Below are 24,218 nucleotides of genomic sequence, written 5' to 3' on the forward strand. Positions count from 1 at the left end.
TACCAGTAAGCAATAAAGCTGCCGTTTCAAGCCTAAAAATCTTGAGTTCACGGCAGCTTTGCGTTTTATTTGTACCGACTCATAGTTTATTTAGAATAATTGCATGAATAATAAAAAAATCGCCCTCATTTTTTTCGCACTATTGCTGACCGCTTGCGGTGGCGGTGGTGGCGGATCAACACTATCACCGGTAGCAAGCACCTCCACCTCACCGGCAGCCATTTCTGTAGCGAGCACGCCAAATATCTCAGAGTCAACAGTAGCCTTGAGCTGGCAGGCAGTCAATGCTGCAAACAGCTATGAAATATGGCGTAGCATTGCCAATGCCAGCGGCGCGGATGCCACGCCTCAGTTGGTTAAACGTAGTGACCAGACCAGTTTTACCGATAGCGGCCTGATGCCAGCGACAAATTATGTGTATTCCTTAAAATCTTGCATGGGCAATGCCTGTTCCGGTGGTTTTGAGATCAAAGTCAAGACCCTGGCCAAGCCCTTAGCCTTGCCAGCACGCGCCAATGCGCCCACCCTGCTCAAGGCTGACGACAAGCAAATCAGCTTTAGCTGGGCCAATGTTAGCGGCGCTAGCGCTTATCGGCTGCAAAGAAATGACGGCTGGGAAATCGCCAATGGCGCGCAACTGACGCAAACGACCTACACCGATACCGGATTGACGGCAGCGACCAGCTACATCTACCGCGTCCAAGCTTGCAACAGCAGCGGTTGCTCCGAATGGAGCGAGGCTTTCACTACCGCCACAACAGCGCTGCCGACGCCACCGGCTACTCCACCGGCAAGCCCGGTTCCAGCAGTGCCTGCCCTGCCGACCGCCGTGGTGGCCGGAGCCGACAGCGTCAATATCTCCTGGGCAGCAGTCAACGGTGCCAGCCGTTATGTACTCATGCGTAACAATCTTGCGATAGGCGGCAATACGCTGACAGCAGTCCGATTTTTGGACAGCGGTCTCAGTGTCGCTGTCTCTTACAGCTACACGGTGCAGGCCTGTAATAACAGCGGTTGTTCTGCCGCTAGTGGCGCGGCCATCGTTAAAATCAATACTGCCAACAAAATTATTCTCAACGTCAGTGGCCTCGATACCAGCCTCAACGGCAATGTGGCGCTCACCATGGATGGCTATGAAAATGGAAAATGGGTCAGAAGAACTGAAACCATCAGCAGCAACGGCAGCGTCACCAGTAGCACCACGGTAGAAACCGGCCAGCAGTATGGTGCTAGCATCAGTACCCAAGCGGCCAATGGCCAGACCTGTAGCACCTCGCCTAACGGCCGGGTGAGCACCGCCAGCGGCGGCGATGTCAGCATCGTACTCAATTGTCTGACGCCAGCGACCCTGAGTTTTGCCAACGCCTCACAAACCATGCTAACTGACATCACCAATGACATGGCACAGCTGGCTACGGTCAAAAACAGCGCGACGAAGACCATTACTACCGGTGCCGTCCGCTACAGCAGCAGCAACACCAGCGTTGCTCAGGTCAACGCCACTACCGGCGCCATCACGGCCCTGCAGCCTGGAACGGCAAGCATCTCGGCCAGTCTGCCCGCTAATTTGTATACTGCCGGCACCGCTAGTTACACCCTGACCGTAGCCAAAAATCTGGCATCTACCCGCTTGCGTGCCATCGATATAGCTCAGGTTCTGGCACAACGCCCCGGTAGCACCTACCAAATCCTGGTACCTGGTCGCGAGGTTCTGGTACGTGCCTATCTGTATGCCATCAGTGCCAGCGATAATCGTGTGCCCCAGGTATTAGTCTCGGTACGCGGCAATGCCACAGAAATAGCCATGACTTGCCCCGCCAAACTCCCGCTGGACAGTGGCGCTGTGACGCCGTCCTACACGCTGGCGCAAACCTGCAATGCGACCTTGCCGGCGGCTTTGGTCAAAAACGGTATGCAAATTGACGTACGCACCTCAGACGGCCAAACGCTTAACAGCGCACCGGCCGTGAATGACCGCAATACCCTCAAGCTGACACTCATTCCCTTGAAGATCAATGCGAATACGGCGCAAATGCCATCTAGCGCAGACGTCACCACAGCCGTCAGACGCACTATGCCATTTACCAATGTGCAAATAGGCGTGCATGCCGCATGGACACCTAGCGGTACCTGGGATGATAGCCTGACCAGTACCGGTAGCGGCAGCGATCAATGGAGCCAGGTATTAGGCCTGGTAGACGCCCTGCGCATCAGCGAAAACGCCGAAGGTCACTATTATGGTTTTGTACCTAACATCAAGTGGAGTAGCACTGCCGGTATCGGCTATGTCGGCGGCCCCACGGCGATTGGTCTGGACATGCGCGATGATGCAGACTTCAGTTCGCTGAACCGCACCATGATTCATGAACTTGGCCACACCTTAAGCCTGTCACATGCACCGTGTGGTGGAGTCGCCCGATTTGATCCGTTTTTCACCAATCTGCCGCTCGCCTGGGCGAACTCCGATAAGGCGCAATTGAGCGAAGCACCGCTCTACAACCAGGCCGCCTCTACACTGGAAACACCGGGGGCGCTCGGCAGCCGCAATACCGACATCATGGCGTATTGCAGCGGACTCTGGTTCTCCGAGTATAGCTACCATAAAATGGCGCGCTATATTCAGGGCCAGGACAGCTACGGGCCGCAGGCCATTGCAGCCGCTGAGCAGATGCTGATCACGCCACTAGCCAGTCAACGCATGATGCTGGTCAGCGGCAATATCGCCGTCAATGGAAGTGTTAATCTGGAACCGGTACATCTGCTAGGCACCAGACATCAGGCCAGCCCTGCAAAAGGTGACTACCAGTTGCGCATCATCAGCCAGGACGGCAGCGTCATTCTGCATCGGTTTTCTGGGATAGTGACCGATCATGATAGCGCGGTACGCATCGCAGTAGTAGTGCCAGCCGTGGCAAATATCACCAGCATGGATGTGCTCAAGGACGGCAAGGCTTTGCCTTCACAAGCCCGGATGCAGGCGAAATCACTGAAGGCTACCGCCAACATACTGGCCGCTACGCGCTGGAGCAATGGCGAATTTGCCAGCATCAAGCGCCAAGGCAACAGTCTGCAAGTACACTGGGACCATCATGTTTATCCATGGATGAGCGCCGTGCATATTAGCGCGGACGGCAAACGTACCGTGCTGAGCTTGCACGCCGCTGGCGGCAGCCAGGATCTCCCCTTGAAGCCGGGCTTTGCCGGCGGCACTTTCGAAGTCTCGTTGAGCGATGGCCTGAATGCGGTGATGAAAGTCGCTCCATATTGATGGTGCGATAACGCAGCCGGCCAAAAACCGTCGGCGCTAACACCTGAACTGAAAAATCGGGTAGCCTTAAGCGTGCAGATCTTCATGATCGTCGCGCTTAAGGCGCATCAATTTTTCAGCCAGCTTTGCAGCTGGTTTCAGGAGCCTACTATGCAAGTATTGAGTCATCTGTCCAACTATTTTTTCAGCGCATTTTCCAGCAGCGTGTTTGCACTATGATTGCTAACGGCGCTCACCCACCCATCCCCTTCATCGCGACCGCCGATTACGCCAAAACCGGGCAATGGATAAGCGCTCTGCAACAGGCCATGCCGCAAGAGCAGATCGTCGCCTTCAACAGCTTAAGCGAGCAACAAAGGCAGAGCTGCCAACTGGCCATTGTTGCCAATCCTGATCCCGCCGACATCCTGCGTCTACCGCAACTGGTCTGGCTGCACAGCGTCTGGGCGGGCGTTGAGCGTCTGCTGGCCGACCTCGGGACTAGCGACTTGAAAATTGTGCGACTGGTCGATCCGCAATTGGCCGACACCATGGCAGAAGCGGTACTGGCCTGGGTCTTGTATTTGCACCGGGATATGCCCGGCTACGCGCGTCAGCAAAAACAAAATTTGTGGCAGCCACGTGACTACATCAAACCGCAAGACAAAACCGTCAGTCTGCTCGGTCTGGGTGCCTTGGGTGAAGCGGCCGCACTACGCTTGCTGGCCGCGGGTTTTAAAGTGAATGGCTGGAGCCGCAGCAAAAAAAATCTCGAGCACGTGACTTGCTTTGGAGGGCTAGACGAATTGCCGCAGATGCTAGCCAAGACCGATATTCTGGTCTGCCTGCTGCCCTTAACTGCCGACACCAAGGGTCTGCTCAATGCTGCAACACTGGCTTGCCTGCCCAAAGGCGCGGCACTGATCAATTTTGCGCGAGGTGCCATCATCGAAGACGCCGCCTTATTGGCAGCACTAGACAGCCAGCAGCTTAGGCACGCAGTGCTCGATGTCTTCAGCCAAGAGCCGCTGCCACCGCAACAAGCGTATTGGCAGCACCCGCAAGTGACGGTATTGCCGCATATCTCTGCGCCCACCGATCTGGCCACTGCGGCTGCCATCGTGGCTGGCAATATTGCCCGGTACAGAAAAAATGGGCAATTGCCAAACAGCGTGGATAGCCTGCGCGGTTACTGAAAGCGCTCAAACACAATAATCCGGCAAAGCAGACTAAAATAGGCATAATCAGGCGCTTACAGCACTCGCATCGTCAGTCGTCCATCACCAACAAGGCAGATGTATGTTTCCTCATTTAAAACCGCTATTGATACTGGCTCTCACGCTGTCGGCAGCGACTTGCCTGGCGGATGATTTTTCTGACGGCGTCGCCTGGTATGCAGAAGAAGACTACCCTGCCGCTGCTGCCGCATTTCAAAAAGCCGCCGACAAGGGCAAAGCCGATGCCCAATTCAATCTGGGCTTGATGCTACTCAAGGGTGAAGGCCTGGCGCAGGATTACTCAAAGGCGATGGCACTATTTCAGCAAGCCGCCGATCAAGGCAATGCACGCGCGCAGCTCAATCTGGGGCGCATGTATGCCAAGGGGCAGGGAGTCATCGCCAACCATGCCAGGGCCCTGCCCTGGTTCAAAAAGTCAGCGGAACAAGGCTATGCCGATGCTCAGTACAGCCTGGGCATATTGTATGTTTCGGGTATAGGCGCGCCACGCGATTATCGCAAAGCCTATGAGTTGTTTTTGGCGGCCGCCGAGCAAGGCAATGCCAGCGCCCAATATCAACTCGGCCTGATGTACTTCAAGGGCAAAGCAGTCACGGTGAATCTGGTGGAAGCCTTAAAATGGCTGATACTAGCGGCCGATTACCCTGAGGCGATTTCCTATCGCAGTTATGCCGAAAAAAACATGAGCAAGCAGGAAATTGCCGAAGCAAAAAAATTAGCTCAAGAGTGGGAAGCTAGTCCCGCTGAAAAACCCTGAGCGGATAGTCGCTTAGCATCTTCACGATCTTCGAAAGTAGCAATGACCATCACAGAATTACCCTACCGCGCCAGCACAGAACAATGCTGCGCCTGGTTAGAACAGCACACCAACAGCGCATGGAACTTAGCCCGCTTATTAGCACAAGGTCTGACCCCGCATGTCTGGTTAGACTATGACGCCAGCTATCCCGAACTATTTGGCGAGGCCAACGGCGGCTACCCAGCCCCCATCATGTTTGAACAAGATACCCAAAGACTGGCCGCTGGCAGCGAAGATGTGCTCATCACGTTTACCAAGGACGCCGATAAAATTCCTGTGCAACTTGCTTCTCCCGGGATACGCAGGCCGCTCAGCGATTTACGTTTCTATAAAAAAGAGATCGTGCGTTTGCTGCATGCCTTAAATAAGCCGACCGAAGCGGAAAAAACGGCGCCGGAAAAATCGAAAGTAGCGCAACAAGGCATCAACCGGGAGCAAGTATTAAGCGCGTTTGCCGCCATGCTCAAGATCGACCTAGACAAGGCGCTCACCAGCGAAATCGGGGTGTTCGGTGACGAGGGCGCAAAAATCAAGGGAAATGCGCGCGGGAGTAAAAAGAATACCTTGTGGAATCCGGTGACTCTGGCGCTAGGATTAAACGACAGCTACCGGGTGCCGATGGCACGTTTAAGCCGTGCCTTTGAAGAGCAGGATAGCCTGCTAGAGTGGCGCGAGAACTGGCTGCAATCGCTAGATTTACTCGGCGAGTAAGCCGCGCTGTCAGCCAGCTAAAAGAGAACCTCTAAAAAGGGAACTTCTAAAAACCCGTTAATCGGGATGCAGCGCAAGGCGCAAACAGGAGCAATACGTCGGTATTGCGAGGATTTGCAACGCTGCGATGCGCCCGAGTATAGGGTTTTTAGAAGTTCCCAAAATGGAAGGCGCATATTCCATGCGGGCTGCAGGCCAATATGCCGCCAACAGCCGCATATCCATTGCGGCTAGCCGCTGCGGATCTTAGTATTTTGATTATCCGCAGCGCGTCTTAAGTAACTCAGCCCAGACGCTTTGCAGCCAATGCATTGCCGGCACGGCTGACTGCCTTACGTCCCAGATGCGTAGAGATAAACTGACCGGCATCGACTACCGCATCCAAATTAATTCCGGTCTGTATGCCAAGACCTTGCAGCAGAAACAGCACGTCTTCGGTCGCGACATTGCCGGTCGCGCCCTTGGCGTAAGGGCAGCCGCCCAGGCCTGCCACCGATGAATGAAAAATCGAGATACCGACTTCCAAACTGGCATAAATATTCGCCAGCGCCTGACCATAGGTATCGTGGAAATGTCCCGATAAACTCGCAATCGGAAAATCCTGCGCCACCAGTTGCATCACGTGCTGTACTTGTAGCGCCGTGCCCACGCCTATGGTGTCGGCGATATCAATCTCATCGCAGCCCAGATCGCGCAAACGCTTCACCACATCGGCGACGCTGGCCGGAGCCACCTCACCTTGGTAGGGGCAACCGAAGGCGCAGCTAATACTACCGCGCAGACGGATATTATTCAGCTTGGCGGCCGCTGCCACTTCTGCAAAACGCGCTATCGATTCAGCGATAGAACAATTAATATTTTTCTGAGCAAAGGCCTCCGAGGCTGAGCTAAAGATCACCACCTCATCAGCACCGGCCGCCAACGCGGCTTCAAAGCCCTTCATATTCGGCGTCAGCACCGAATAGATCACGCCAGGCTTGCGCGCAATACCGGCCATCACTTCCGCGGAAGTTGCCATCTGCGGCACCCACTTAGGCGAGACAAACGAAGCCGCTTCGATATTGGCGAAACCAGCTGCTGTCAGCCTATCGACCAAGGCGATCTTGATCTCAGCAGGGATGGTTTCTTTCTCGTTTTGCAGGCCATCACGCGGCCCCACTTCAACGATTTTGACTTGTTGTGGCAATGCGCTTTGCATGTGAATTTCCTCGGCTAATTCTTGATTGGCGATAGGATTAATGGATCGCGCTCAGCCTGACGGAAGAGCGCATTCCAAACCGCACTAGTCTTGCTTAAAGCTCAGCAACGGTGCGCCTTCGGTAACTTGATCGCCGACTGAGTACAGCACTTCATCGACCACGCCATCATGCGGTGCAGCGATCGTGTGTTCCATCTTCATGGCTTCCATGATCACCAGCGCATCGCCTTTTTTCACTTCTTGTCCGGCTTGCACCATCACCGCAACGATCTTGCCCGGCATAGGTGCAGTCAGGCGACCGCCTTCCGCTTCAGCTTCACCGGCATGCGCCAGCGCATCTTTGTAATGCAAATTGGTGTGCGCACCCTGGCTAAACACATGAAAATGCTCGCCGTCACGCACTACCGTGCCCTGCACGGTCTGCTCACCTATCTTGAGCGTGATATCGCTGCCATCGACCTTGGCCAGCGTCACTAAGGCGCTTGCCGTACCGGCCTGCACTTGCCAGCTGCGCTCCAGATAAGTCACTTGCACTTGATGCGTCTGCGTCTCTTCATCAAACTGCAGCGCACGTTGCAGATTGCTATTCATGCGCCAGCCCTGGCTGCTTTGCCATGGGTCGTCACCAGATTTTTTCTCGGACAACAATAGCGCTACGCTGGCCAGCGACAGCACGGCCAATGATGCAGGCACCTGTTCAGGAAATAACTCAGCTTGATTGCGCTCGATCAGACCGGTGTCCAGATCGGCGCCGGAGAATGCGGTGCTCTCTATCAGGCGCTTGAGGAAAGCGATATTCGATGACAAGCCGACGATCTGATACTGCGACAAGGCTTGCGCCATGCGTGCCAGCGCCTCGGTTCTGTCCTTGCCCCAGACTATCATCTTGGCGATCATAGGATCGTAAAACGGCGAAATACTATCGCCTTCACGCACGCCGCTGTCGATGCGGAAAGCTGCAGGATCAGCGCTACCACCGAGTTCAAAATTCACCGCAACTGGGGTGCGCGCATGGCGCAAAGTACCTATCGATGGCAGGAAACCTTTTTCAGGATTTTCGGCATACACACGCGCTTCGATGGCATGGCCATGGATCTTCAGTTCTGACTGTTGCAAAGGCAGTTTTTCACCGGCAGCGACGCGCAATTGCCATTCGACCAGATCGGTACCGGTGATCATTTCTGTCACCGGATGCTCAACTTGCAGGCGGGTGTTCATCTCCATGAAATAGAAAGAGCCGTCCTGATTGGCGATGAACTCGACCGTACCGGCACCCACGTAACCGACTGCCTTGGCGGCCGCCACTGCCGCTTCGCCCATGGCGGCGCGGCGCTCTGGCGGCATGCCCGGAGCCGGGGCTTCTTCTAATACTTTTTGATGGCGGCGCTGTACCGAGCAATCACGTTCGAACAGATACACGCAATCGCCATGGGTATCGGCAAACACCTGGATTTCGATATGGCGCGGACGCTGTAGATATTTTTCTGCCAAAACTTTGTCGTCACCAAACGAACTGATCGCTTCGCGTTTGCAGGACGCTAAAGCCGCTTTGAAATCGAGGCTGTTTTCGATCACGCGCATGCCCTTGCCACCACCGCCAGCACTGGCTTTGAGCAAGACCGGGTAACCGATACGGTCGGCCTCGTTCTGCAACAAATCGGCATCCTGAGTCTCGCCATGGTAGCCAGGTACCAAAGGCACATTGGCTTTTTCCATCAACGACTTGGCGGCAGATTTGCTACCCATGGCGCGTATCGCCGAAGCTGGCGGGCCGATAAACACCAAGCCAGCCTTGGCACAGGCATCAGCAAAATCGGCGTTTTCAGAAAGAAAACCATAGCCAGGATGGATCGCCTGCGCACCAGTTGCCAGCGCCACCTGAATAATCTTATCGGCGCGCAAATAACTTTCCTTGGCCGGCGCAGGTCCGATCAAAATGGCTTCATCGCAGACCGCCACATGCTTGGCATTAGCATCGGCTTCAGAATATACCGCCACAGTTTTGATACCCATACGGCGGGCGGTAGCGGCAACACGGCAGGCGATTTCGCCACGATTGGCGATCAGGATTTTGGTGAACATGATGGTTTCTTTCTGATAAAAATACACGCCCCAGGCTCTCGTGAAGCCGGGGATTATTCTTTACTTTTAATTGCAGCTACCGGCTTTTGCTTCGACTTTTCCACGTGTTTTCAAACCCAATTTGGCCAGCAAGACGCGGTCGTCTTCGGCATCCGGGTTGCCGGTAGTGAGCAACTTGTCGCCGTAAAAAATTGAGTTAGCGCCTGCCATGAAGCACATCGCCTGCACCGCTTCGCCCATCTGTCGGCGGCCAGCGGATAAGCGCACCCGTGCTTTTGGCATGGTCAGGCGCGCTACTGCGATAGTGCGCACAAATTCCAAAGGATCGAGCGGATCTAGACCATGCAAGGGTGTGCCCTCTACCTGCACCAAATGATTCACCGGCACCGATTCTGGGTAAGGATTCAGGTTGGCTAATTGGGCGATCAGACCGGCGCGCTGGCGACGCGATTCGCCCATGCCGACGATACCGCCACAGCAGACTTTCAGGCCGGCAGTACGAACATGGCCGAGGGTATCGAGGCGATCTTGATAATCACGGGTAGAAATCACATTATCGTAAAACTCGGGCGCGGTATCCAGATTATGGTTGTAGTAATCCAGACCGGCAGCGGCTAAACGCTGGGCTTGTGCTTCTTCCAGCATACCCAAGGTGGCGCAGGTTTCCAGCCCCAGGGCTTTGACTTCGCGCACCATGGTTTCGACTTTTTCCATGTCACGCTCTTTCGGCGAGCGCCAGGCAGCACCCATGCAAAAACGGGTCGCGCCGTTTTCACGGGCGGCTTTCGCCGCATCTAGCACTTCACGCACATCCAGCATTTTTTTTGCTACCACGCCGGTATCGTAACGTGCCGCTTGCGGGCAATAACCGCAATCTTCTTCGCAGCCGCCGGTCTTGATCGACAGCAGGGTCGCCAACTCAACGTCGCCATCCGGGAAGTTCTCGCGATGCGCTTGCTGCGCCTTAAACATCAACTCGTTGAAAGGCAAATCGAAGAGTGCCAGCACATCGTCGACGGGCCAGATTTCAGCCTCTAGCGCTTTGACCGGAGCTTGGAAATTTAATGGAGAGGCGTTCTGTTGCATGATTCTTCCTTTACTTCAAAATATTTAGTGCGTCAAAAATTCTAAATTCAAAAACCCGGCGGCAGCCTGTGCCGTCGGGGTCGCTAGGCGTGGTATCTGGCCCAGCAAGGGCGCGTCTATACGCGCTCGCAAAGCCGCCAGATTTTGATCTGGGTACAACATAGTGTCATCGACGGTATTCGCAACCCAGCCGGCCAACTTCAGGCCGCGCGCGGCAATCGCCTGCACCGTCAGCAAGGCATGGTTGATGCAACCTAGGCGCATGCCCACCACTAAAATGACTGGCAAGCCTAAAGTTTGCGCCATGTCGGCAGTGTCTATGTCGGCATTCAAGGGGACGCAAAAACCGCCTACCCCTTCGACGATCACGGCATCGGCCTGCTGCGTCAAAGCTTGATAACAAGTCTGAATATGCGCGCCGGAAATCTGCAGATTTTCCAGCTCAGCCACAATATGCGGTGCTGCCGGAGTCTGCATTAAATACGGTGCCACCAACTCGGGCGCGGCACGTACACTGGCAGCCGCCATCAGGGCATCGACATCTTCGTTATGCCAAACGCCGTCTATCAGATCGGCACCGGCGGCGACTGGCTTCATTCCTAGGGTACTGAAACCTTGCTGCGCCAACGCCAGCAACAGCGCGCTACTGACCAAGGTCTTGCCGATTTCGGTATCGGTGCCAGTCACAAAATAATCATGTGGTCGTTGCAGCATCATGCCCTCGCCTCCAGCGTGTTCACAGCATCGAGCAGGCAAGCCACGTCGTCGTGCGTATGCGCGGCCGACAAGGTAATGCGTAGTCTGGCAGTGCCATCGGGCACGGTAGGCGGGCGTATCGCCGGCACCCAGATGCCCTGCTCATACAGGCTGGCAGCGGCGCGCATAGACTCGGCATTGTCACCGATAATGATGGGCTGCACGGCGGTCGTCGATGGCATCAAAGTCCAGCGTTGCAGGCGCAGATCACCGCGCACTTGCGCGATCAGCTCTTGCAGATGGAGGCGTCGCGCATGGCCTTCGGCGCCACCGATAATATCCAGACTAGTCAGCAAGGCATGCGCCAGCGCAGGCGGTGCGGCAGTTGTGTAAATATACGGGCGCGCTTTTTGCACCAGCCAGTCGATCACGGTGGCATGCGCCGCCACAAAGGCGCCACCGACACCGGCGGCTTTGCCCAGCGTGCCCATGTACACCAGATTTGGCGAACGCAGATTGAAATGCTCGAGCACACCGCGACCGTGTTCACCCAAGGCTCCAAAGCCGTGGGCGTCGTCGATCACCAGCCAGGCATTATGCTGTTCACACAGTGCCAAAATAGCGGCCAAAGGTGCCAGATCGCCGTCCATGCTAAACACACTGTCAGTGACAACTATCTTAGTAGCTGCGGTACTCGCTTCCAGTAAACTTTGCAGCGCCTGCACCTGGCCATGCGGATACACGTGCACCTGTGCACGCGAGAGCTTGGCACCGTCTATCAGCGAAGCATGATTAAGGCTTTCTGAAAAAATCTCGGTAGCACGTCCCGACACCGCAGCCAAGCCGCACAAAACCGCCAGATTAGCCATATAGCCGGTGCAAAAATACAGCGCACGGCATGCATCTATATGCGGTGCCATAAAATCGGCCAGACGCTCTTCCAGAATGGCGTGAGCGCGGCTGTGGCCACTAATCAGATGCGAGGCGCCGCTACCTACCCCATACAGGCTGGCGCCTTGCTGCAGGGCTGAGATAATTTTCGGATGCGCTGCCAGACCCAGGTAATCATTGCTGCAAAACGCCAGCACCGGATTACCATCAACTGTCACACGCGGTGCGCAGGCGGTGTCAGCGGTGCGACGGCGACGGCGCAGGCTCTTGGCATTGAGGACCTCAAGCTGTGCTTCTAATTGATCTAACAAAATCATGCTGAAACCCCGTTCGCTAATTCACCCAAAACCTGATTAAATACTTTCAGTGTGGTGTTGCCGAGATCAGCAATTTCCTTGTCGTTCAAGATATACGGAGGCATCAGATACACGGTTTTTCCTATCGGGCGCAACAACAATTCGTGTTCCAGCGCAGTGCTGAAAAAACGCCGTGAAAAACTACTGGCAGCGGCATCATCGACAACGGCATCAAAGGCCCAGATCATGCCCTGCTGACGGAAATTCTCTACCTTCTCGTGCTGCGCCAGTGGCTGCAAAGCCTTGCTTATGCTGGCAGCTTTCAGGCGATTTTGTACTAGCACATCATCATTTTCAAAAATCTCTAGGGTCGCCAGCGCGGCGCGACAAGCCAGCGGATTGCCGGTGTAGGAATGCGAATGCAAAAATCCGCGACGCACATCGCTATGGTAAAAACCCTGATAAATTTCATCGCGCGTCATCACCAGCGAGAGCGGTAGATAGCCGCCACTGATGCCTTTCGAGAGGCAGACAAAATCCGGCCAGATGCCCGCGCTTTCACAAGCAAAGAAAGTGCCGGTGCGACCACAACCGACCGCGATTTCATCGGCGATCATATGCACCTGATACTGGTCGCATAGAGAGCGCACCAGTCGTAGATATTCGGGATCATGCATCGCCATGCCGGTAGCACATTGCACCAGCGGCTCTATGATAACGGCGGCGATTTTACCAGCACGTTCCTGCATGCAGCGCTCCAGATCAGCGGCAGCATGACGCGCTACGTCAGCAGCGCTCTCGCCTGCTAGCGCTTGCCGTGCATCGGGTGACGCCACTACATGCGCCTTGTTTAGCAAAGGGCCGTAAGCGTCGCGGAACAGCGCCACGTCAGTCACCGCCAAAGCGCCTATGGTTTCGCCGTGATAACTGCCCTTGAGGCAGATAAATTCTTGTTTTTCAGCCTGACCGCTGTTGCGCCAGAAATGAAAACTCATCTTCAAAGAAATTTCGGTGGCAGAAGCGCCATCGGAAGCGTAGAAACAATGCCCCAGCACGCCGCCGGTTAGGGCTGAGAGTTTTTCCGACAGTCGCACCACAGGTTCATGGGTGAAGCCTGCCAGCATCGCGTGCTCCAGCTTATCGAGTTGATCTTTGAGTGCCGCGTTGATGCGCGGATTGGCGTGGCCAAACAAATTGACCCACCAGGAACTGATGCCATCGAGATAGCGTTTGCCTTCGGTATCAAACAGCCAGGCACCACGACCGTGGCTGACCGGTATCAGCGGGACAGTCTCGTGGTGCTGCATCTGCGTGCAAGGGTGCCAGACGCTTTTCAGGCTACGTGCTACCCAGTCAGATTGTTGATTTTGATTCAATGCCACTCCCTATTTTTAAAGCCACTGCGCAATATCCATGCGGCTTACAGGCCATTTTGCTCTGCGAAGGCGCATGGATACTGCCTTATCACTATTGGAAATTTCTAAAAACCTAAAAAAGCTATTCTGTGCCTCTGCGGAAAAGCTTTTCCTTGCATTTATTACCATCACGGCTTAGGGATTTTTAGAATTTAGAAGTTTCCTTCTGCAATGCAGAGGGCAAATTATACACAGTGGGCAAACTGGCCCGTTTTGCTAAGGCCTATAGCAACCAATCCGGCTTGCGCTTCTCTAAAAATGAACGCACTCCTTCACGCCCTTGCTGCGAGGCGCGGATCTGTGCAATGTCCTCGACTGTGGCGGCGATCAAGGCGGCGCTGATTTCGCGCCCGCCTACATCACGTACCAATCGCTTGGCTTGCCTGACGGCATTCGGGCTGTTATTGCCCAACGCCTTGACCAGTTCCGCCAGCTTGGCATCAAGCGCGTCGGCACTCACCACTTCATGCGCAAAACCTATGCGTTTGGCTTCAGCGGCATCAAAACGCTCTGCCGTCAAAAAGTAACGACGCGCGGCGTTTTCGCCCATGGCCTTGATCACGTACGGAGAAATGGTCGCCGGGATCAGGCCCAACTTGACTTCGCTCAGGCAGAAATTCGCCGTATCTACCGCCACCACCATATCGCAAGCCGCCACCAGACCCATGCCGCCGGCATAGCAATCGCCCTGCACCTTGGCCACCACCGGTTTAGGGCAGGTATAAATCGTGTGCAGCATCTGCGCCAGTTGCGCCGCATCGGCCAGATTTTCTCTATGGCTGTAGTCGGCCATCTTTTTCATCCAGTTCAGATCGGCACCGGCGCAAAACGCCGAGCCATTGGCAGCCAGCACGATGACACGCACGCCCTCGTCAGCACCGAGCGCAGCAAACACCTGCGTCAATTCGGCGATAGTGGTTTCGTTGAAGGCATTGCGCACTTCAGGACGATTTAGGGTGACGGTAGCCGTGTAGGCTAGTCGCATAACTTCCAATGTCTGCCAATTCATACTTACTCCTTCCATACTACATAATCATCGACTGCATACAGTTTGCACGGTAGCTGACTGTTTTTCTGGCAATTGCTCATTGCCCTAACGCTAGGCTCGTCGCCCTCATTGCCCCAACCCCAGGCGCCGCTCGCGGATATCGCGAATGCACGCGGCATCGATCGCCCTAGAAAATTTCTATACCCGGCTCTTCCTGTCTCTTTTACATACGGTATCGCATCGACATTGTCGATAGACGCAAAATCTGTTCTGGGATGTTGCGGCACATTCCCGACTTGCATCAGCACCTCAGTTGGTAGACCAAGTTTCTTTAAAAACTGCTCAGTTTCCGGCCACCAAATTTTTACGCCATCCCGGCTGCCACTCATGCTGTGCGCATCATTCTTAAACGGCCCATAGGCGATCAATTTCGCATTCGCGCCGGACTTGGTATATGCCGCATACATTTTATTCGCGAGTTCAGGATTAAAATAACTATCGTTTTCTCCATAAAACCAGAGACTAGGTAATTTGGTCTTAGCGCCAAAATCGCCAAACGCATCCACCAGCGACAACTCCCATTGGCAATTCTCTTTGCGTAAGCCACCCGCAAAATTAATCAAGCCTTTGACACCTGCGAAATTACGCGTACCAAACGCCATCGTCGTTAAGCCGCCATGCGATTGACCAGCGACCAGAATACGTTCCCTATCCACCCACCCCTGCTTGACTACATATTCAAGCACACCCTGCACATCGTCCGCTTGCGCCTGCCCGTTGCCGCCTATATTGCAGCCACCATCAACATACGCACCTGTCGATTTCGAAAACCCTTTGCGCATAGGGATCACCACCGCATATCCGCGCGTGACGAACTCGCGGCTAATCGCGAAATAACGCGCACGCTCTTGAAAGTGCGCATTACCTGGCGCTTTACCATGGTTCATAATCAGCAGCGGAAACGGCCCGTCTCCAGGTGGCTTGAATATTGTCGTTTCCAGCTCCACAGCAAAGATGCCTGAGCCTAGCGGCACCGACACGATTTGCTCGTTCAACTTTGCATCCAAATTTGGCGTTTGCGCAAAACTGATCCCATAGAACAAAGTGGCGGCTATCAGTACTAAACCTAAGCGTGGAATTTTCAAATTTTTTCTCATTCCGCAATTCACACTGCTGTCAGAAATTACATTCTGAACAGGCCAAACTTCACATCCGGAATCGGTGCATTCAAAGCCGCCGACAGTCCCAGCGCCAGCACCATGCGGGTATCTGCCGGATCGATCACGCCGTCGTCCCACAAACGGGCACTGGCGTAATACGGATGGCCTTGATGCTCGTACTGATCCTTGATCGGTTGCTTGAAGGCGTCTTCTTCTTCGGCACTCCAGCTGCCGCCCTTGGCTTCGATACCGTCACGCTTGACGGTGGCCAGCACGCTGGCGGCTTGCTCGCCGCCCATGACGCTGATGCGCGCATTCGGCCACATCCACATGAAGCGCGGTGAGAAAGCGCGGCCGCACATGCCGTAGTTACCGGCGCCAAAACTGCCGCCGATAATCACGGTAAACTTAGGCACGTTGGCAGTTGCGACAGCCGTCACCATCTTGGCACCGTTACGGGCGATACCTTCGTTTTCGTACTTGCGGCCGACCATGAAGCCGGTAATATTTTGCAGGAACACCAGCGGAATCTTGCGCTGGCAGCACAGCTCGATAAAGTGCGTGCCTTTTAGGGCCGACTCGGAAAACAAGATGCCGTTGTTGGCGATGATACCAACCGGCATGCCATGGATATGCGCAAAGCCGCAGACTAAAGTCGTACCATAACGCGCCTTGAATTCATCAAAATGGCTGCCATCGACGACACGCGCGATCACTTCGCGCACATCAAAAGGCTTGCGGGTATCGAGCGGAATTACGCCATACAATTCTTGCGCAGCAAACTTAGGCTCTTCCACAGGCTTCAGTACCATTTGCTGCGGCTTCTGGCGGTTCAGATTCGAAACAATAGTGCGCGCCATAGACAGCGCATGGATATCGTTTTGTGCCAGATGATCGGCCACGCCTGACATGCGCGTATGCACATCGCCGCCACCCAGATCTTCGGCGCTGACCACTTCACCGGTCGCGGCTTTGACTAAGGGCGGGCCAGCCAGAAAAATCGTACCCTGATTCTTGACGATAATCGACTCATCGCTCATCGCCGGCACATACGCACCACCGGCAGTACAGGAACCCATCACCACCGCGATTTGCGGTATACCTTTGGAAGACATGGTGGCCTGGTTAAAAAAGATGCGACCGAAATGATCACGGTCCGGAAAGACATCTTCCTGATTCGGTAAATTCGCGCCACCGCTATCAACCAGATAGATACACGGTAGATTGTTTTGTTCGGCGATTTCTTGTGCACGCAGATGCTTCTTGACCGTCAGCGGATAATAAGTCCCTCCTTTGACGGTGGCATCGTTACAGACGATCACGCATTCTTGCCCGGCCACGCGGCCTATGCCGGTAATTACGCCGGCCGAAGGAGCGGCATCTTGCCCGCTCTTTTCCTTGTACATGTCGTAGGCGGCCAGCTGAGAAAATTCCAGAAACGGGGTGCCAGCGTCGAGCAGGGTTTGCACGCGGTCACGCGGCAGCAGCTTGCCACGCGCCAGATGTTTTTCGCGTGCAGCGTCACCGCCACCGAGCGCGATTTTCGCCACTTTTTCTTTCAGATCATCGACCACGCGCTGCATGGCAGCGGTATTGGCCTTGAAGTCTTCCGAGCGGCTATTGAGTTTGGAATCCAGAGTCGTCATTTTTTAATCTCGCTGTAGCGTTAATTACTTTTAGGACTTACGCAAAATTGTTCCAGCTAGGCGTACCGCCGAAGACAGTACTTTAGTACGGCAAGGCGGGTACAACAACGCTGGGACGGTTTTACGTAAATCCTAACTTTATTTTTTAGGAAACGTGCCATCCACGTATAACCATTTACCGTCATGTTGTACAAAACGGCTTACTTCGTGCAGGCGATGTGCGCGCCCGCCTATCTTGTAACGTGCCACAAACTCGACCGTAGCACTGCCACCGTCGGGGATAAAACGTTTAATTTCCAGACCCAGCCATTGCGTAGGGTCGTCGTGCACCAGTTGCTCAGACGGCAGGGTGCGCTCATCCCAGGTGGCCCGTAAATAGGCTTCGTCACCCAAGCTATAGGCGGTATACCGCGAACGCATCAAGGCTTCGGCATTGGGCGCTAGCGCAGCAGCTGTCAGATACGGCTGGCAGCACAGTTCAAAATTTTTACCTGAGTCACAAGGGCACTTCATATTTTTTACTTACTTTCTTTTTTTTCTTTTTCCGCCACCGGCGCTCCAGCCGCCTTCCATGCACCAAAACCGCCCTCGATATGCGCCACGTTTTCCAGGCCCATGTCTTGTACCGTTTTGGTGGTTAAGGCACTGCGCCAACCGGCGCCGCAAAACAAAATAAATTCTTTACGTTCTCCGAATACTGGTTTGTAATACGGCGATTCAGGATCGACCCAAAACTCTATCATGCCGCGCGGCGCATGAAAGGCACCTGGCACCACGCCTTCGCGCTCCAGTTCACGGACATCACGTACGTCGATGAATTGCACCTGCGGGTCATGCATCTTCGCCAGCGCTTCGGCCACGCTATAGGTCTTAATCTCTGCGCTGGCTTCGTCTACCAATTGCTTGTAGCCTTTTTTCATTTTCGTCTCCGATGATGTCTGTGAACTTACTTAGAGGACTTACGCAAAATTGTTCCAGCTAGGCATGCCTAAGTCCTAACTTAAAAACCGCCATTCGCCAACCATAGCTCAACCTGCGGCAATCTATCATTGCCCCAGAATGCCTCGCCATCTATCACTATCCACGGTGCGCCAAATACACCTTGCGCCATCGCTTGCTCGCAAGCGGCTTTCAGTTCGTCCTTGCGCGCTACGTCCTCACAAGCCGCCGCAGCCGCAGCGCCGTCTAAACCTAAAGCCTGCACCTGCGCGGCTAACCATTGCGGCTCATTGATCGCTGCCGGGCCACTGAAATAGGCCAGCGTCACCTGTCGCACAAAGGCCCCCACCAAATGCGGTGCGGCTTGCTTCATCCACAAACACACCCTGGCGGTATTTTGCGTGTTGATAGGAAACGGATCGGGCATGACGAAAGGCAAATTTGCAAAACGTGCCGAACGTTGAAAATCATGTTTGAAATACTCCGCCATCACGGGCGGACGCATGGTCAAAGGCATAGAGCCGGTGTTCTTGAATACGGCACCCAAAAGTATCGGTTTCCAGTCTACCGTGCGGCCATATTTTGCCGCTAAAGTCTCGATAGACTGGCTGGCCAGATACGCGTACGGCGAGACGAAATCAAACCAGTATTCGATTGCTGCACTCATGATTTATCCTTAATAAACTTACTTAAGCTAACTTAAGCTAACTCGCCAGCAAAGCACGCCCTATCAAGATTTTCTGTATGTCGGAGGTGCCTTCATAAATCTGGCAGACCCGCACGTCACGATAAATACGCTCTACCGGGAAATCGCTGACATAACCGTAGCCACCATGGATCTGTATCGCATCCGAACACACTTTTTCCGCCATTTCTGAAGCAAACAGTTTCGCCATCGCCGCTTCTTTCAGGCAAGGCAAGCCAGCGTCTTTCATGCTGGCCGCGTGCCAGATCAATTGGCGTGCCGCCTCAATTTGGGTCGCCATGTCAGCCAATTTAAATTGCACGGACTGATGTTCAAATATCGTTTTGCCGAAGCTGGTACGGTCTTTAGCGTAAGCCAAGGCTGCCTCAAAAGCGGCGCGCGCCATGCCGACTGACTGCGAAGCGATACCAATGCGCCCGCCCTCTAAACCGGACAAGGCAATTTTGTAACCCTGGCCTTCGACGCCGATCAGATTCTCTGCAGGAATACGGCAGTTTTCAAACAGGATCTGCGCTGTATCGGAGGAATGCTGGCCCATCTTTTGCTCTATACCAGCGACGATATAACCGGGTGTTTTAGTATCGACCCAGAACGCGCTAATGCCTTTTTTGCCGGCTGCTTTATCGGTCACCGCCATCACGATCGCCACGTCGGCAGTCTTGCCGCTGGTGATGAATTGCTTGACGCCATTGAGCACATAATGATCGCCGTCCAGCCTAGCGGTAGTGCGTAATTCAGAGGCATCGCTGCCGGCATGCGGCTCGGTCAGGCAAAATGCACCGAGCATCTCGCCCTGCGCCAAGGGCTTTAGCCATTGTTGTTTCTGCGCCTCGTTGGCATACATCATGGCGATACTGCATACCGGACAATTGTTGACCGAGATCACGGTCGAAGTACCGCCATCACCGGCGGCAACCTCTTCCAGTACCAGCGCCAGCGACAGGTAATCCATGCCGGCGCCACCATATTCTTCAGGCACCGCCACACCATAGACACCCATTTGCGCCAACTCTTTTAATTCCGAGGCCGGAAAGTGATGCTCTTTATCCCAACGCGCGGCATTGGGAACCAGTTTTTCCTGGGCAAAGGCGCGCACAGCGTCGCGTATCATTTCGTGTTCTGGTGTGAGTAACATGTGAGCTTCAAATTGGTTAGTGGCTGTAAATAAAACCAAGGTTTTAACAATTAGCCTAGGCAATTACCAGGCTATCGCTGCGCCCTGATAATCTATAAATTTCCCGTTGTCGCTGCGTGCCAAACTGGCTAAAGTAGCGCGCATACCAGCGACACTTTCTTGCACATCGATCTCAGCACCGGCACCGCCCATTTCGGTCTTTACCCAGCCAGGATGAAAGGCGATGCAAGTCGATTTTTTTGCCGCCAGTGAAATGTCTTTCAATACCGAATTTAAGGCCGCCTTGCTAGCGCGATACAGCCAAGCCTCGGGGTCGCTGCGGCTAGCGATAGAGCCCATGCGCGATGAAATCACGGCCAATTTGCCAGCAGCATTTTCGACCAGGGGCAGCACTATCGGCAGTAGACGCATGGCGGCCAGTACATTGGTATGCATAACCTCATCAAAGTGATCTTCCTGCGGTGAAGCCAGGCTCGCTGTGCGCGGACCAAACACACCGGCATTGAGTACCGCAACTTCGATTTTTTCATCGTCGAGCAGCCAGCCTAAACCGGCGCAGTCATTGATATTATTTACATCGAGCGGCAAGGGTTCACAACCGAGCGCGCGCAATTCGGCCTGTCCTGCTTCGGTTCTGGCGGTAGCGATCACACGCCACCCCGCTGCACGATACTGTTGCGCAAATTCGCGACCTATGCCGCGTGAAGCGCCGATGATGAGGGCAGTTGGCATTTTGTCCTAAGTTTAGTTTAGTTGAAATTAAATCCAACAATTGCTAGCAAGCGCATCAGCCTATGCGGCTGATGCGCTCATTTTTTTTACAGCAGCTCTATCGCCATCGCCGTCGCTTCGCCACCACCGATACACAGTGCCGCCACGCCGCGCTTTTTGCCCTGCTTTTTCAAGGCACCGATCAAGGTGATGATGATACGGGCACCGGAGGCACCGATAGGATGTCCCAGTGCACAAGCGCCACCGTGGACATTGATTTTATCGTGAGGAATCGCCAGCTCTTGCATGGCGGCCATAGCGACCGTCGCAAAGGCTTCATTGACTTCAAACAGATCAACCTCGGCGGTGCTCCAGCCTATTTTTTTGTAGAGTTTATTGATCGCGCCTATCGGGGCAATCGCAAACCAGCTCGGTTCTTGTGCGTGCGTGGCATGGCCGACGATCTTGGCGATAGGTGTCAGGCCTAATTCTTTCGCCTTGGATGCGCGCATCAAGACCAAAGCGGCGGCACCGTCATTGATCGATGAAGAAGAAGCAGCGGTAATCGTGCCGTCTTTTTTGAAGGCGGCTCTTAAGGATGAAATCTTATCTAACTTGGCTTTTAAAGGACCTTCGTCTTTATCGATGACAACGTCACCACCACGACCTGACACCGTCACTGGCGCGATTTCCCAGGCAAACGAACCATCGGCAGTGGCGGCTTGCGCGCGCTTGACCGAGGCGATCGCGAAAGCATCTTGCGCTTCGCGGCTGAAACCGTATTTGGCCGAGCAATCTTCGGCAAAAGTGCCCATAGAACGGCCGCCGCCTTTTTCATCTCTTTGGTAAGCGTCTTCCAGACCATCGAGCATCATATGATCCAAAATTTGGCCGTGACCGATACGATAACCGCCGCGTGCTTTCGGGATCAGATAAGGTGCGTTGGTCATCGATTCCATCCCGCCTGAAACCAAAATATCGTTACTGCCAGCGCTGATGGAATCGAAAGCCATCATGGTCGCCTTCATGGCAGAACCGCACATTTTGGACAAGGTGACGGCGCCGGTCGACACTGGTAAGCCAGCCGCCAGCAAAGCCTGACGCGCTGGAGCCTGACCTTGACCCGCCATCAGGCAATTACCGAATAAAACTTCTTCCACCAGCTCAGGCTTGACGCCGGCACGCTCTACCGCTGCCTTGATGGCAACCGCGCCCAACTGGCTGGCGGTAACCGTAGAAAAATCGCCTTGAAACGCGCCCATAGGGGTACGGGCGGCACCGACGATAACGATAGGATCATTCATGTTCATCTCCAGATAGTGGGCTAGTGTGGGTTTGTGTTGATATTTAAATTAATTTCGGTTTACTCGGCACTGACACAATCTGTGTCAGCACTGTTTTCTGTGTTGTCGTCTTCCATAGTGCTACCTGGCTTCTCAATAAGTTCAAGTTTACCCTGATTGCAAAAGCGAATTTCTTGAGGATACGGAAACACATCATCGACCTTGCCGTCCACAATGCGTTGCTTGCGACCCTGCCAGTAGGCGGCAGTCAGCAAATCGGCATGGTGGCGCATAAAGTATTCGCGCACCTTGTCATTGCCTAACAAAAAGGTGCCAAATTGTTCGGGGAAGACATCGTATTTACCGATCGAATACCACGGCTCGGCCGACATCTCATCTTCTTCATTGCGTGGCAAGGGGATGGTACGGAAATTACAATCGGTGATGTATTCGATCTCATCGTAATCGTAAAACACCACGCGACCATGACGCGTGACACCGAAGTTTTTATACAGCATATCGCCAGGAAAAATATTCGCGCCGACCAGCTCTTTAATCGCATTGCCGTATTCAAAAATGCCATGCTCCATGGCTGCGTAATCGCCGCGTTTTTCAGCCTCGGTCAACCAGATATTGAGTGGCACCATGCGACGCTCTATGTACATGTGTTTGATGATGACTTCCTCATCATTGACCTCTAACAAAGAGGGGGCAAATTTGGTGATTTCATCGAGCAGCGCTTCGGAAAAGCGCTCACGCGGGAACGCCACATCCGAGTATTCCAGTGTGTCGGCCATACGTCCGACGCGGTCATGGTTTTTTACCAGCAGATATTTTTCTTTGATCATCGCCTTGGTCGTTTCTTTAGGCGGCGGGAAGTAATCCTTGATCAGTTTAAACACATACGGAAACGAGGGCAGCGCGAACACCAGCATCACCAGACCGCGGATACCGGGTGCGGCATCGATGATGTCGGACGAATATTTAAGGTGATGCAAAAAGTCGCGATAAAACAAATTCTTGCCATGCTTTTGCAAACCCAGCATGGTGTAAATCTCACTGCGCGGTTTCTTTGGCAAAATGCTGCGGATAAACTGCACATAGGCCGAAGGCACCGCCATATCGACCATGAAGTAGGCACGCGTGAAAGAAAACAAGACCGTGATCTGCATGGTGTCGAACAGCACGGTGTCGAGCACCAGCTCGCCCTTGCGGTTGTGCATGATAGGCACCACAAACGGATACTCGCGATTACCGTTGATACCCTTGCCTATGATGTAGGCCGATTTATTTCTGTAAAACAGACTGGCCAAGACCTGGATCTGGTGATTAGGCTCTAGTGTGGCGCTGCCAAAAATGGCGCGCAAACGCTGCTCTACCAGATCTACATCGCGCTGCAGATCGGCAAAATTGGCGTTCAATTGAAAATTCGTGACGATGCGCTTGAGCGTGAAGTTCAAGCCGTCTTTAGCCGGGTAATACACACGATAGGTGTGCGGCGTGTCTTCCGCTTCTATGTACTCGGTCGAGGTGGCTGGGCGTACGAAGATGAAATCATTGTGGAAATAATTTCTGTGCAAAAGCTTGGTACAGACCGTGTTAAAAAAAGTCTCGGCCAGCTCAGGTTGCAGATGATCGATCAGCAAGCCCATGTAATGCAATTTCACTTCGCGCCAGACTTCGTCAGTCAGGTCGTCCTGCTGATACTCGTCTTCCATGATTTGCACACACTCTTTGACACGCGCATCGTAAAATCCTATACGTTCACGTGCTGCATGCTGTGCGGTCTTCCAGTCGCCGCGCTCAAAATCTCGCTTGGCACCCAGGCTAGAGTGACGAAACAGGCGATAATGCTTATCAAAACCGTCCAGGATAGTCCTGGCGATGTCGAAGGCGATCTGGGAAGACAAGAGTTTAGGGAAGGCAACTTGGGTCATAGTAGTCTCAGCAATAGTCGGGGGAATTCTTTCATAACAAATACCCCAAAGCTG

Annotated in this window: 20 protein-coding genes; 4 read left to right on the plus strand and 16 right to left on the minus strand. The window is 53.9% G+C overall.

Annotated elements, in window-relative coordinates:
• Nucleotides 1-103: 103 nt before the first annotated feature.
• From EJN92_RS08220 to EJN92_RS08235, 4 genes are all read left to right on the plus strand, one after another.
• Entirely contained in the window at nt 104-3,268 is a 3,165-nt protein-coding gene (locus EJN92_RS08220) for a fibronectin type III domain-containing protein (protein WP_126127375.1), read from the plus strand.
• A gap of 215 nt (nt 3,269-3,483) precedes the next feature.
• Nucleotides 3,484-4,443, plus strand: a complete 960-nt coding sequence (locus EJN92_RS08225; protein WP_126127376.1) for a 2-hydroxyacid dehydrogenase — start codon at nt 3,484-3,486, stop codon at nt 4,441-4,443.
• A 103-nt stretch (nt 4,444-4,546) separates the two neighbouring features.
• Nucleotides 4,547-5,242, plus strand: coding sequence for a tetratricopeptide repeat protein (locus EJN92_RS08230; protein WP_126127377.1), 696 nt, complete (start codon nt 4,547-4,549; stop codon nt 5,240-5,242).
• A gap of 42 nt (nt 5,243-5,284) precedes the next feature.
• Nucleotides 5,285-5,995: a hypothetical protein gene (locus EJN92_RS08235; RefSeq protein WP_126127378.1), complete on the plus strand. Its 711-nt coding sequence runs from the start codon at nt 5,285-5,287 to the stop codon at nt 5,993-5,995.
• 283 nt (nt 5,996-6,278) lie between these two features.
• Here the strand turns inward: EJN92_RS08235 and EJN92_RS08240 are convergent, their stop codons facing one another.
• From EJN92_RS08240 to aceK, 16 genes are all read right to left on the minus strand, one after another.
• On the minus strand, nt 6,279-7,193 hold the full coding sequence (locus EJN92_RS08240) for a hydroxymethylglutaryl-CoA lyase (protein ID WP_126127379.1): 915 nt from the start codon (nt 7,191-7,193) through the stop codon (nt 6,279-6,281).
• A gap of 84 nt (nt 7,194-7,277) precedes the next feature.
• Entirely contained in the window at nt 7,278-9,275 is a 1,998-nt protein-coding gene (locus tag EJN92_RS08245; RefSeq protein ID WP_126127380.1) for an acetyl/propionyl/methylcrotonyl-CoA carboxylase subunit alpha, read from the minus strand.
• A 66-nt stretch (nt 9,276-9,341) separates the two neighbouring features.
• Entirely contained in the window at nt 9,342-10,361 is a 1,020-nt protein-coding gene (gene bioB, locus EJN92_RS08250; RefSeq protein ID WP_126127381.1) for a biotin synthase BioB, read from the minus strand.
• Nucleotides 10,362-10,385: 24 nt separating this feature from the next.
• Nucleotides 10,386-11,078 carry a dethiobiotin synthase gene (bioD, locus tag EJN92_RS08255; RefSeq protein WP_126127382.1) on the minus strand — a complete coding sequence of 231 codons (693 nt, stop codon included), beginning with the start codon at nt 11,076-11,078 and terminating at the stop codon, nt 10,386-10,388.
• The gene (gene bioF, locus EJN92_RS08260; protein WP_126127383.1) at nt 11,075-12,265 is read right to left on the minus strand and encodes an 8-amino-7-oxononanoate synthase; all 1,191 of its coding nucleotides are present in this window, start codon (nt 12,263-12,265) and stop codon (nt 11,075-11,077) included. The genes bioD and bioF overlap by 4 nt, the downstream gene beginning before the upstream one ends.
• A complete protein-coding gene (gene bioA, locus EJN92_RS08265) occupies nt 12,262-13,620 on the minus strand; it encodes an adenosylmethionine--8-amino-7-oxononanoate transaminase (protein ID WP_126127384.1) in 1,359 nt (452 codons plus the stop codon). Before bioA ends, bioF begins: the two co-directional genes overlap by 4 nt.
• A 262-nt stretch (nt 13,621-13,882) precedes the next feature.
• A complete protein-coding gene (locus EJN92_RS08270; RefSeq protein ID WP_126127385.1) occupies nt 13,883-14,668 on the minus strand; it encodes an enoyl-CoA hydratase/isomerase family protein in 786 nt (261 codons plus the stop codon).
• 2 nt (nt 14,669-14,670) lie between these two features.
• Nucleotides 14,671-15,792, minus strand: a complete 1,122-nt coding sequence (locus EJN92_RS08275; RefSeq protein ID WP_227869761.1) for a dienelactone hydrolase family protein — start codon at nt 15,790-15,792, stop codon at nt 14,671-14,673.
• Between the two features lie 38 nt (nt 15,793-15,830).
• Nucleotides 15,831-17,453 carry a carboxyl transferase domain-containing protein gene (locus tag EJN92_RS08280; RefSeq protein ID WP_126127387.1) on the minus strand — a complete coding sequence of 541 codons (1,623 nt, stop codon included), beginning with the start codon at nt 17,451-17,453 and terminating at the stop codon, nt 15,831-15,833.
• A 138-nt stretch (nt 17,454-17,591) separates the two neighbouring features.
• Nucleotides 17,592-17,966 carry a YchJ family protein gene (locus tag EJN92_RS08285; RefSeq protein WP_126127388.1) on the minus strand — a complete coding sequence of 125 codons (375 nt, stop codon included), beginning with the start codon at nt 17,964-17,966 and terminating at the stop codon, nt 17,592-17,594.
• 5 nt (nt 17,967-17,971) lie between these two features.
• Nucleotides 17,972-18,373 carry a rhodanese-like domain-containing protein gene (locus EJN92_RS08290; RefSeq protein ID WP_126127389.1) on the minus strand — a complete coding sequence of 134 codons (402 nt, stop codon included), beginning with the start codon at nt 18,371-18,373 and terminating at the stop codon, nt 17,972-17,974.
• Between the two features lie 80 nt (nt 18,374-18,453).
• Entirely contained in the window at nt 18,454-19,059 is a 606-nt protein-coding gene (locus tag EJN92_RS08295) for a 2-hydroxychromene-2-carboxylate isomerase (protein WP_126127390.1), read from the minus strand.
• Between the two features lie 37 nt (nt 19,060-19,096).
• Nucleotides 19,097-20,233, minus strand: coding sequence for an acyl-CoA dehydrogenase family protein (locus tag EJN92_RS08300; protein ID WP_126127391.1), 1,137 nt, complete (start codon nt 20,231-20,233; stop codon nt 19,097-19,099).
• A 63-nt stretch (nt 20,234-20,296) separates the two neighbouring features.
• On the minus strand, nt 20,297-20,965 hold the full coding sequence (locus EJN92_RS08305) for an SDR family oxidoreductase (protein WP_126127392.1): 669 nt from the start codon (nt 20,963-20,965) through the stop codon (nt 20,297-20,299).
• A gap of 86 nt (nt 20,966-21,051) precedes the next feature.
• Nucleotides 21,052-22,248, minus strand: a complete 1,197-nt coding sequence (locus EJN92_RS08310; RefSeq protein WP_126127393.1) for an acetyl-CoA C-acetyltransferase — start codon at nt 22,246-22,248, stop codon at nt 21,052-21,054.
• A 59-nt stretch (nt 22,249-22,307) separates the two neighbouring features.
• On the minus strand, nt 22,308-24,164 hold the full coding sequence (aceK, locus tag EJN92_RS08315) for a bifunctional isocitrate dehydrogenase kinase/phosphatase (RefSeq protein ID WP_126127394.1): 1,857 nt from the start codon (nt 24,162-24,164) through the stop codon (nt 22,308-22,310).
• Between the last annotated feature and the right edge of the window lie 54 nt (nt 24,165-24,218).

The sequence above is a fragment of the Undibacterium parvum genome (assembly GCF_003955735.1).
Classification (GTDB): domain Bacteria; phylum Pseudomonadota; class Gammaproteobacteria; order Burkholderiales; family Burkholderiaceae_D; genus Undibacterium; species Undibacterium parvum.